The 11,344-nt window shown below is 59.0% G+C and carries 8 protein-coding genes and 1 pseudogene; 6 read left to right on the top strand and 3 right to left on the bottom strand.

Annotated elements, in window-relative coordinates; genetic code table 11:
• Positions 1-20: 20 nt before the first annotated feature.
• From GEV38_RS12225 to GEV38_RS12240, 4 genes are all read left to right on the top strand, one after another.
• Complete coding sequence (locus GEV38_RS12225; RefSeq protein WP_173895832.1) at positions 21-2,459, top strand: TonB-dependent receptor; 2,439 nt, start codon at positions 21-23, stop codon at positions 2,457-2,459.
• Positions 2,460-2,550: 91 nt separating this feature from the next.
• Positions 2,551-3,057 (top strand): GNAT family N-acetyltransferase, encoded by a 507-nt coding sequence (locus GEV38_RS12230; protein ID WP_173895833.1) that lies wholly within the window; start codon positions 2,551-2,553, stop codon positions 3,055-3,057.
• A gap of 277 nt (positions 3,058-3,334) precedes the next feature.
• The gene (leuA, locus tag GEV38_RS12235; RefSeq protein WP_015270092.1) at positions 3,335-5,032 is read left to right on the top strand and encodes a 2-isopropylmalate synthase; all 1,698 of its coding nucleotides are present in this window, start codon (positions 3,335-3,337) and stop codon (positions 5,030-5,032) included.
• A 298-nt stretch (positions 5,033-5,330) separates the two neighbouring features.
• Complete coding sequence (locus tag GEV38_RS12240) at positions 5,331-6,047, top strand: SDR family oxidoreductase (protein WP_015270093.1); 717 nt, start codon at positions 5,331-5,333, stop codon at positions 6,045-6,047.
• A 125-nt stretch (positions 6,048-6,172) separates the two neighbouring features.
• Here the strand turns inward: GEV38_RS12240 and ftrA are convergent, their stop codons facing one another.
• Entirely contained in the window at positions 6,173-7,132 is a 960-nt protein-coding gene (ftrA, locus tag GEV38_RS12245) for a transcriptional regulator FtrA (protein WP_054573812.1), read from the bottom strand.
• A 95-nt stretch (positions 7,133-7,227) separates the two neighbouring features.
• Here ftrA and GEV38_RS12250 point away from each other — a divergent pair.
• Positions 7,228-7,662: pseudogene (locus GEV38_RS12250) on the top strand (rhodanese-like domain-containing protein).
• 348 nt (positions 7,663-8,010) lie between these two features.
• Here the strand turns inward: GEV38_RS12250 and GEV38_RS12255 are convergent.
• A complete protein-coding gene (locus GEV38_RS12255) occupies positions 8,011-9,447 on the bottom strand; it encodes an IS1182 family transposase (protein WP_054573811.1) in 1,437 nt (478 codons plus the stop codon).
• A 196-nt stretch (positions 9,448-9,643) separates the two neighbouring features.
• Here GEV38_RS12255 and GEV38_RS12260 point away from each other — a divergent pair, with 196 nt between their 5' ends.
• Positions 9,644-10,093, top strand: a complete 450-nt coding sequence (locus GEV38_RS12260; protein ID WP_173895835.1) for a GNAT family N-acetyltransferase — start codon at positions 9,644-9,646, stop codon at positions 10,091-10,093.
• A gap of 259 nt (positions 10,094-10,352) precedes the next feature.
• Here GEV38_RS12260 and GEV38_RS12265 read toward each other — a convergent pair whose 3' ends face one another.
• Complete coding sequence (locus GEV38_RS12265) at positions 10,353-11,264, bottom strand: LysR family transcriptional regulator (protein WP_015270098.1); 912 nt, start codon at positions 11,262-11,264, stop codon at positions 10,353-10,355.
• Positions 11,265-11,344: the final 80 nt, after the last annotated feature.

An 11,344-nucleotide genomic window follows, 5' to 3' on the forward strand; every position in this document is an offset into this window, starting at 1 on the left:
CACAAAAAGGAACTCGAGAAGTGCATTTTCCCCTCCGCAGTCGCCAGCTACGCCTGTCATTGCTTGCCAGTAGCCTGCTCATCGCAATGTCGGCCCAGGGCCGGGAAAAGGTGAACGTGGATCTCCCCGCTGCACCGCTGGGCGAGGCCATCAACGCGCTCGCACAGCAGTCTTCGGTACAGATCATCTTCGCCAGCGATCTTGGTGCAGGCCGAAACGCGCCTGCGGTGAAGGGGCGGTTCACACCCGAGGAAGCACTTCAAACGCTGCTCAAGGATACTGGCTTGCAGGTACAGGCCAAGGATGAGCGCACGTTCGTCATCGTCGCGCAGGGGGGCCCTGCATCAAGTGCTGGAATCCAGAGCGGACCCGTGGAAATGGCCCAGACGGAAATCACCGCCTCGCGCACCAGCAGCAGCCTGGTTTCCGCGACGCGGCAATCCACCATTCTCGAGCATGAACAACTGCAGGAGCTGCGCCAGGGGTCAGAGAGCCTGGCTACGGTACTGGCCAAGGCGGTTCCCGGCATGTCCGACTCCAGCCGCACCGTCACCGAGTATGGCCAGACCCTGCGCGGGCGCAGCATGCTGGTCATGGTCGACGGGGTGCCGCTCAATACCAACCGCGACTCCTCGCGCAACCTGGCCAACATCGACCCGGCACTGATCGAACGGGTCGAAGTCATTCGTGGCAGCAGCGCCATCTACGGCAGCGGCGCCACGGGGGGCATCATCTCCATTACCACACGGCCCACGGGTGGTGAAAACCGCGCCGAAACCAGCCTGAGCGCGACCTCGCCGCTGACCCGCCTTGGCAGCGATGGCCTGGGGGGGCAGTTCCAGCAATATTTCGCGGGCTCTCAGGGGGCGGTGGACTACTCGTTCGACTTCGGTACCCGCCATATCGGTGCCTCGTATGATGCGCACGGTGACCGGATCGCCCCGGAGCCAAGCCAAGGCGACCTGTTCGATTCGAACATCTACAACATTGGCGGCAAGCTGGGGCTGCACATTGACGAGAACCAGCGAGTGCAGCTTGCAGTCAGCCACTACGATGCCCGCCAGGACACCGATTACGCTACCGACCCAAGCGTCGCGAAACTCCCTGCTGGCTCTGTGCCGGCCAATGCGATCAAGGGCCTGGATCTTGACGAGCAGAACCGCATTCGCAACACGCTGGTGAACCTGGAGTATGAAAATCTCGACATCCTCGGGAGCCGGCTTTCTGCCCAGATGTACTACCGGGACTACTTCACACGCTTCACCCCGTTCGATGCCCGTGCCGTTGCCACCCGCGGCGGCAATGTTGACCAGATCATGCAAAACAGCGAAGTCTTCGGAAGCCGCCTGACGCTGCGCACGCCAATTGGCGACAGCGGCAGTACCGAACTGGTGTGGGGTGGTGACTATAACCAGGAGCGCAGCGACATGCCGCTCGATGTCTTCGACCCGGCGGCTTATGACGCCAGTGGCGGCCTGGTTTTCGACAAGACCGGCAAGCTCACCTACATGCCCCCGCTGAGGACGCGAAGCGCTGGCGCCTTCGCCCAGCTGCAGCATCGCTTCGATGAGCATTGGTCGGTCGACGGCGGCCTGCGCTACGAATACTCCACCGCCGAATTCGATGACTTCGTTCCGTTGTCCGAATCCACGTCTGCCTCCCCGGTGGCGGTGAAGGGTGGCGACATTCATTACGATGCGGTGCTGTCGAACCTGGGCATCGTCTACTCGCCGGTACTCGGCCAGGAAATCTACGCCTCCTTCAGCCAGGGCTTCCAGTTGCCCGACGTGGGCATCCAACTGCGCAATGCGCGCCGTGGCTTCGACATCGGCGCATCGAACCTGGAACCGGTCAAGACCAACAACTATGAGCTTGGCTGGCGAGGAGACCTGGGCAGCAACACACTCGGCACCCTGGCGCTGTTCTACACCACCTCCAAACTGGGGGATGTACAAAGTTTCAACAACGGCCTGATTCTGACCCGCACCAAGGAGCGTATCTACGGTGCTGAAGCCAGTGCCGATTGGCTGTCGGACGATGCGGTGTGGGGCGCAGGGGGGAGTGCGACCTGGATGCGCGGACGAGAAAAACCGGACGGTAAAGACTGGCAAGACATGACCGGCTATCGCGTTCCGCCGCTGAAGCTGACCGCCTACGTGCAATACAAGCCGACCCTGGATTGGAGCAACCGCTTGCAAGCCACGTTCTTCGATGCCAAGGACTACAGGCTCGATGGGTTGGACAGCTTTGGTCGACATCAGGTTAGCAGTTATACGACAGTCGACCTGGTCAGCCAGTACCAGATCACCGCAGACGACAAGGTGAGCGTCGGCATCCAGAACCTGTTCAACCGCGACTACTACCCGCTCTACAGCCAGTTGCTGCGCAATAACAACAACACCAGCCACTTGCCGGCACCCGGCACGGTATTGACTGCCAGTTACACGCACAATTGGTAAGGTAGTGAAAAACCACCGGGCTCGATGTCGGCCCCGGTGGTCATTGTCATGTTTCACACCAATAGCTGGCTTGTAGGGTAGGGAGTCTACGATGGAACGGTCTTGCACCACTTATTATCTGGAAATGGTCTCGGCATCCGAGCTGAAGGAAAAACCACAGCCTCACGAACTCCAGATCATTGAATGTGAAGTGCCTCAGGCGGAATTCAATCGGTTTCTGTACAAGCTGGTAGGCACACCTTGGGAGTGGGGCGATCTTGACACCTGGGGGATTTCTGACTGGCAGGCACTCGTCGAACAGGATTGCCACCGTACCTGGGTTGCCTATTACCGTGGTGCGATAGCTGGCTATTACGAGCTCTATCGCCCCGATGGCAGTAACGCAGAGATACGCTACTTCGGGCTGGCACCTCAATTCCTGGGGTGTGGCTTCGGCGGAGCGCTCCTGAGCCATGCTGTCCGATCTGCGTGGGGATGGAGCGGTACAGAGCGGGTGTGGGTACATACCTGCACCTTCGACCATCCTGCCGCGCGTCGAAATTATCAGGCGCGAGGGTTCCGTATCTTCAAGCAAGAGGAGACGGAAGCAAGCCAATAAGCGCTTTTTCATGAAGGCGCATTCGCCTTTGCCGGATTTTGGGGCTGTAGCTTCCGACGGGATGGTGCTGAAGGCAGTCTGTGGCTGCCTATTTTCATTTTTCGATATAAAAATCCATTTTTTCATTGTTTATAACAATAAATGTTCGCAAGTTACCGAATTGATGCTGAATAACGCAATCGAGGTAAGCCAGGTTCTGTGTAAATTGGATCCAATATTTTGGCTTGTCCATCACGGGCAAGTACAAGGTGTTACACAGGCCCAGGAGAAAGCCGCCATGATGCTTAAGGATCCATCAATCAAATATCGCCATTTCGCCACAGTCGACCTGCCAGACCGCCAGTGGCCCAATCAGGTCCAGAAGGTCGCTCCCACCTGGTGCAGCGTCGACATGCGAGACGGTAACCAGGCACTGATCGAGCCGATGAACGCCGAACGCAAGCGTCGATTCTTCGACCTTTTGGTGAAGGTTGGTTTCAAGCAGATCGAGGTTGGCTTCCCGGCAGCATCGCAAACCGATTTCGACTATGTGCGTGAATTGATCGAGAGCGGTCGGATCCCCGAAGATGTGACTATCCAGGTCATGACACAGGCCCGTACACACTTGATCGAGCGTACCTTCGAAGCGCTCAAGGGGGCGCCACGTGCCATCGTTCATGTGTACAACGCAACGGCTCCCGTATTTCGTGATGTGGTGTTCGGCGTGGATCGCGCAGGTTGCATCGGCATCGCCACGCAGGCTACCCGGGAGATCAAGGCGCTGATGCAGGCCAATCCGCAGACGCAGTGGACTTACCAGTATTCACCAGAAACCTTCTGCTTCACCGAGCTCGATTTTGGCCTGGAAATTTGCGAAGCGGTGATAGACGTATTCGAACCGTCTCCCACCAACAAGATGATCCTGAACCTGCCTACCACCGTGGAAGTTTCGACCGCCAACGTGTTCGCCGACCAGATCGAATGGTTCTGCCGCCACGTACGCAAGCGCGACAGCGTGATCATCAGTATCCACCCGCACAATGACCGTGGCACAGGTGTGTCTACCGCCGAGCAGGCCTGCCTGGCAGGCGCCGAGCGGGTCGAGGGCACCTTGTTCGGCAATGGTGAGCGCACCGGTAATGTCGATATCCTGACCTTGGCCATGAACCTCTACACCAGTGGCATCAGCCCGGAGCTGGATTTCTCTGACATCATCCATGTCCAGCGTGAGGTCGAGTTCTGCAACCAGTTGCCGACCCATCCACGCCATCCCTATGCGGGAGAGCTGGTGTTCACGGCATTTTCCGGCTCTCACCAGGACGCCATCAAGAAGGGCTTCGCCCAACGGCGGAAAAACCCCGACGGTTTCTGGGAGGTGCCGTACCTGCCGATCGACCCGGCCGACATGGGGCGCAGCTATGAGGCAGTCATCCGGGTCAACAGCCAGTCAGGCAAGGGTGGTGTGGCCTATCTCCTGGAGCAGCAGGGTATCGTCCTGCCGCGTCGGTTACAGATGGAGTTCAGCGGCCTGGTGCAGCAGGTCGCCGATAGTGAAGGGAGGGAGATCACCAGCGAAATGATCTTGTCGTGCTTCACCAGAAACTACCTGGAGCAGGGTAATCCCTACGCCTTGCTGCACCCCATGGTCACCACTGACGAAGCCTGCACTTACCTTGACGCTCAACTGCTGGTCGAGGGTGAACGCCTGGCGTTCGCTGGCAAGGGCAATGGCCCAGTGGCCGCACTGGTCCATGCGTTCGCCCAGCAGGGGCTGGTCTTCGATATTGCCGATTACCACGAGCACGCCGTGCGTGATGGTGCTGAGGCCGAAGCCATTGCCTACATCGAAATACGTGTCAAGAACCAGTTGCTGTTTGGCGTGGGCAGGGACGGCAGCACACTCCAGGCATCACTCAAGGCTGTGGTGAGTGCTGTCTGCCGGGCCACGCGCCTGGGGCTGCTCGATACAGTGAAAAGCACGGTCGCCACGGCTTGAGGGATACTGGCTGGCGCTGCTCGGCGGTGTGGTGACCAATGCTGCTGCGGCCACGGCGGAAAAGGTGAAATGCCAGCCTTGTAACCCTGAACCGCTATTGACCTCGAGTTAACTCAAGGTTTTAGAGTGGCGTGGCGGCACACTCGCTGCTTGCGCAAACGAACTCGCAAGCACCAGAAATGGACACTCCGACTTCACTGCTGGTTTTCCAGATTATCGGCTTCATCGCCTTGGGCCTGTCGAAGGCGATGACCGATCCAGTGAGGCCTGGAGCAGATCAGGGAAAGAGGAACAGCATGTGAAGACGATGATCGTAGGCGCCAGCAGAGGCCTGGGGCGGGCTTTGCTCGAAGGCCTCGGCAAGCCCGGGGACACGCTGATTGGCGTATCACGCAAACAGCCGAAAGATCTGGCCCTTGCGCCGGGCATCGACCTGTACTGGATCGATGCCGACCTTTCCGAGCCAGTGGCGGCTGTAGCACGGATCGCGGACCGAACACCTGCCGATCTGGACGTACTGATATACAACGTCGGCATCTGGGAAGAGCATGCCTTCAGCGAGCACTATGCATTCTCCGAAGACAGCGACGAATCGATCACCCGGCTGGTCGAGGTGAACGTCACCGCCACGCTGCTTCTTCTCAAACGCCTGATACCCAGGTTGCTCGGTGCTCCCCGGCCGCAGTTGATCCTCACCGGCTCGACTTCGGCTCTTCGCCAGAGCGGGCGCCCGGAGGTAGCGTTCGGTGCCTCCAAGTTCGCCCTCAACGGCATGGCTGATGCGCTACGCGAAGGCTTCAGGGATGACAACCTGGCGGTGACCGTGCTTCAGCTGGGTTACCTGAATACCGATGACGCCCTGTCCACGCCATTGGTGCAGGCTGCTGCGCGAGGTGAGCGGCGTTGGGTACCGGTACATGATGTGGTCACCATGGTCGATGCGTTGTTGCGCCTGTCAGGGGCTTCATTCGTACGGGAGTTGATCTTGCCCGCGATCGGGGATGAGCGCTTCTGACGCCACAACGGTCAGTCGCCCTGAGTCCGGATAGCAGCTGACGCGTACCAGGGCGCGACAGAATCGACATGCACGTGTTTCTGCTTCCTTGGCAGAAACGGTGTACCAAAGGTACCGCTGAACGGTCAGTGGTTGCCAAACTGCGCACGATACCTCATGGGCGCCAACCCCACGATCTTGCGAAATGCTGCCCGGAAACTTTCCGCCGAGGCGAACCCGCAGCGTTCGGCGATTTGCTCATTGCTCAATGGGCTGCTTTCCAGCAACTCACGCGCCACGTTCATGCGTACCTGAAGCAGCCAGGTTTTCGGTGTGATGCCTGTCGCTTCGATGAAGCGTCGCAGGAAGGTACGTTCGCTCATCAGCGCCTTCGCTGCCAGCTGCTTGACCGTAAGCGGCCTGCCCACATGCAAGGTCGCCCACTCCAGCACCGCGGCAAGATCATCGCGAGGCTTCTGGGCAACGGGTGCGGGGAAGAACTGTGTTTGCCCTCCGGAACGCTGGGGTGCCATAACCAGGCGACGGGCAACGGTGTTGGCAACCTGGGTACCAAAGTCTCGACTCACCAGGTGCAGGCAGGCATCTATACCGGCAGCGCTGCCTGCCGAGGTAATCAGCTGGCCGCAGTGTACGTAAAGCACGCCTGGGTCTACTTCAATGAGTGGATAGCGTGCCGCGAGTTCGTCCGTATAGCGCCAGTGGGTGGTGGCACGCTTGCCGTCCAGAAGGCCCGCAGCCGCGAGCACGAACACCCCCGAACAGATGGAAAGCAACCGTGCCCCGCGTTGATACGCGGCGCGCAAGGCGTCCAGCAGCACCTGCGGCGGGCGCTCATCGCGGCTACGCCAGCCCGGAATGATGATGGTATGGGCATCAACGAGCGACTCCAAGCCGAACTCGGCAATGACCTGCATGCCACCTGCCGCGTGCATTGGTGCGGGATCGACGGCGACGATGCGATGCGTGTACCAGGCGAATTCGAACTCCGGGCGTGGCAGCCCGAAGATCTCCACGGCAATGCCGAACTCGAAGGTGCACAGCCCGTCATAGGCAAGCACGGCGACCAAACCAGGGTTCGTGAGCATTGGCGGAAAACTACCGGTGACTGTCGAGTGCGCCACTGTAGCGGTACAGGCGGGCTTCCTACAATGGGCGCACCTTCAACCGAGGAGTGAAATCCATGCCAAGCCTGGTCAGCGAATATCCTGCCGCAAGCCCATCCGAAGCCCTGCTTCATTTCAGCCGCCGTCTGGCGTTCGAGACGGATTGTTCGGATGTTGAACGTAGCCAGCGGTCGGGTGATGTCGACTAAGTGCTGGTAGATGTAAGGAGCAGCGAGGCGTTTGCGCAAGGCCATGTGCCGGGCGCGATCAATATTCCTGGCCGCACCATCAGCGCAGAACGCATGGCTGACTATGCGCGCCAGACGCTTTTCGTTGTTTATTGCGCGGGGCCGCATTGCAATGGCGTACATCGGGCGGCGGTTCGTTTGGCTGAGCTGGGTTTTCCGGTGAAAGAAATGATTGGCGGGGTTACCGGCTGGCTTGACGAAGGGTTTTCGTTGGAGGGTGCGGACGTTGCTGCACAGGGTAACGGCGTTTCATGTGCATGTTGAGTCGAGAGGGCACAGTTCGAGCGGCATCACCCGAGGACGTACCCGGCCTGATCGAGCACATGCGAGCATCGGAAAGTTTTTCCGAATATCGATGAGCAGCTCTCTCTGCATTGATGAGCCTTCCCACAGATAGTGTTATCTCGCTAGCCTCTGTTGAATGTCCGCAATGGGGCCAGGCTGTGTGAAAACGCTAATAAGTACGTCGAGTAGCGAAAGAAGCTGGGGCACCCTGTCAATTCAGCAGATCTGAGTGCTGATCTACCTCAGTCGGGCCCGGACGCGGCCTGCGCTATTTGGGCCGCGGCAGCAGCCCGAATAGCCGTATACGGACGCAAAAAATGCGTGGCCTCAAGTCCTGATCGCTTCAATCAGCCCAGCAATGCCAAAGATGCTCATCATTCGTTTGAGATTGTAGGCAAGCACGTGAAGGCTCATTTCGGTGCTTACCCTCGGTAGGGTTTTGGTCAGGAAGTGAGTGCTTCCCATCCAGTATTTGAGCGTTCCGAAGGGATGCTCCACCGTCTGCCGACGAACCTTCATCTTTCCTGGGTCATGCTCCAATCGGATCTGCACGGCTTCGACTACCGTTTCATGCTCCCAGCGCTTCAATCGGCGTTCCTTACCCGTCGTACACTGCTTCTGCATGGAGCAACTTTGGCAGCCAGAGAACCAGTAGGAGTGCAGCAACATACCGTCTTCCACCGAAGAATGCCTGCGGGTCAGTAGTTGATCCGCAGGGCATCGGTATTCATCCGATGCAGCGATGTAGATGAAGTCCTGCTTGCCGAATCGGCCTTCCGCTTTGCTGCTTGATGTCAGCGGCTTCGGGACAAAAGTGGTGATCCCTGCCTGCTCGCAAGCAAGGATCTCCGGACCTTTGTAATTGCCTCGGTCGGCGACCACTGTCAGCGACTCAGCGCCGATCTCTTCGCGTGCCTGGTTCGCCATATTGCTCAGCTGCGTTCGGTCATTGCCAACATTAGTGACTTCATGCGCAATGATCAGATGGTATTTGTCATCGACTGCTGTTTGTACGTTGTAGCCAACCGTGCCAGTACCTCGGCCACTCGTGGCCATTGAGCGTGCATCAGGATCGGTAAGAGAGATTTGCTGATCTGGGCTGGCGTGAAGCTGCGCTTCAATGTCCTTTAGCTTTGTCATCTGCTGTTTCAGCTTTTCTATTTTTTCGCTCAGCCGTTCAGCCTTGGCCTCGGCGACCTCGGGCGCCGCCCGATCCGCCGAATCCAGCGCCGCAAGATAGCGGTCAATGCTCTGCTCGATCTGCTGCATGCGCGCCTTGATCTTGCCCTGGGTGAAGTTGCGGTCGCGGTTATTTACGGCTTTGAATTTGCTGCCGTCGATGGCAATGATCGACTGGGAGAAAAGATTGAGGTTGCGGCACAGCACTACGAATTGCCGGCACACGCCGCGAATAGCTTTACCGTTGTCTCGCCGAAAGTCAGCAATCGTTTTGAAGTCAGGAGCCAACCGGCCCGTTAACCACATCAGCTCGACGTTGCGCTCTGCCTCGCGCTCAAGCCGGCGGCTGGACTGAATCCGGTTGAGGTAGCCATAGATGTAGATTTTCAGCAGGACTGCTGGATGGTAGGCCGGACGACCCGTAGCAGCCGGATCGACACCCTCGAATCCGAGCGCTCCGAGGTCGAGTTCATCGACGAAAACGTCAACCACCCGAACAGGGTTTTCTTCGGTGATGTAATCATCCAGGCACTCCGGCAGCAGCGTGACTTGCGTCCGGGCCTCACCCTCAATGAACCGCTTCATGATCGTCCCCGCCACGATCTCGACGATCAGAAGGTTAGATAATCGCAGGTTTTTTTCACAGCCTGGACCCGAAGCTGCCGGCCTGTAACGTTACCTCTCGCGCATGGAGGTGTCTGTTAGCAGAGGCGTTGTTGCATATCTCTAAGTCGGATGTTCTGGTATAAAAATACCCCTGCCCAAGTCACGGACGACGACCATGCAGATACGCAAGATGACTCAGGAAGACCTGCCAAGCGCCAACGCCCTGTGCTTGGATGCGTTCATGCTAGCGGTTGCGCCATCGCTGTCTGCCCAGGGCGTGGAAACCTTCGCAAAGGTGGTTGCTCAGAAGGCGTTTGCCGAACGAATGGTAAGTGACAACCTGATGCTGGTTTGTGTCGCGGAGGGAACCCTGGTCGGGCTGATCGAGCTGAAGGAAGGGCGCCATGTGGCGATGCTGTTCGTTGCGCCGGCCTGGCAGCGCCACGGCGTTGGGAGGCGCTTGATGAATGCGGCTCTGGAGCAGGCCAGGGCCAATGTAGTAACAGTTAGAGCGTCGCTATCTTCAGTGGCCGCTTATGAACGTTACGGTTTTGCGTTGGCAGGGGAAGTGGGCGAGCTTGCCGGGCTGATCTACCAACCGATGGAGAAGCGGTTGACCATTTGAAGCGCCGTCTACGACCCAGGCTGCTGTTCTTAATGACTTCAAATGGCCGTTAGGGGCCTTGCGCCAAGGGCCGTAATGGGTCGTTAGTCGCCGTTCGTGGACAATTGCTGTCGGCCCAGAGACCGGCCGCTTCGCGGCCCCGTCGCCTTCGACCCGCGCCCGGCGCGGTCGGCAAATAGGCGGCACGCTATGCCCGTTGAACGGCGGGTCAGCCCAGATCCATGGAGCGATGAGGCGAGCGAAGGTTTCGCCGTGTGTGCTAACCGGCCCCTGTTTGAAACAAGCCCCGCACCACCTCCCTGATCCAGCGATTCCCGCTGTCTTGCTGGTACCGTGCGTGCCAGTGCTGCTTGACCGTGAAACCTTCCACTGCAAACGGGCAATCGTGCACGTGCAAACCATGCATGTCGGCGAGTGTCTGGCCGATGTGCCGTGGCAACGTAGCCACCAGGTCGGTCGACCCGACAATCATCCCCAACCCCAGAAACGCCGGCAGCTCCAGCATGATCCTGCGTTCGATGCCGGCCCGCGCCAGGCCAGCCTCCAGTAACTTCTGCCCGGTCCCGGCACTGATTTGTACATGCCCCTCGGCCTGGTAACCCGCCACGCTCATGCCGTTGCTCAATCGAGGGTGTAGCGGGTTGCTCAGGCAGACCCAGTCCTGCTCGAACAACACTTGCTGATACATCCCCGCACCCAGCCAGGGCACGAAGCCGATGGCCAGGTCCGCCTCGCCCGACTCCAGCGCGCTCTCGGTATTGCCATCGATGCGTGCAGCTTCCAGGCGAATACCCGGCGCGTGGGTGCGCAGGTGGTTGAGGATGCTGGGCAGCAGGGTGATATGGCTGGCATCACTGACGCACAGGCGAAAGCGCCGCTGCGCCGTGGCCGGAACGAACTGCGGCTCCCAGGTAGTCAGGCGCCGCAGCGATTCCAGCACCTCGCGGCATGGCCCGATCAGCTGGTCTGCCCGCGGGGTTGGCGCCATGCCGCCTGGCGTACGCACGAACAGTGGGTCGTTCAACTCTTCACGCAAGCGCCCCAACCAGATGCTCACGGTAGGTTGGCTCTGGCCGAGCTGTTCAGCACTGCGAGTGACGCTGCGGCATTGATACAGCACATCGAACAGTTGCAGCAGCTTGGGGTCGGGCAAAGCGTCGAGCGCACTCATTATTGCGAAATCCAATAAGTGTATTGAGTCCATTGTATAGCCGAAATAAGGCTCGCTGCATAAGGTAGTCGCAAACCACA

This window comes from Pseudomonas sp. 13159349 (assembly GCF_013305685.1).
GTDB classification, from domain to species: Bacteria; Pseudomonadota; Gammaproteobacteria; order Pseudomonadales; family Pseudomonadaceae; genus Aquipseudomonas; species Aquipseudomonas asiatica.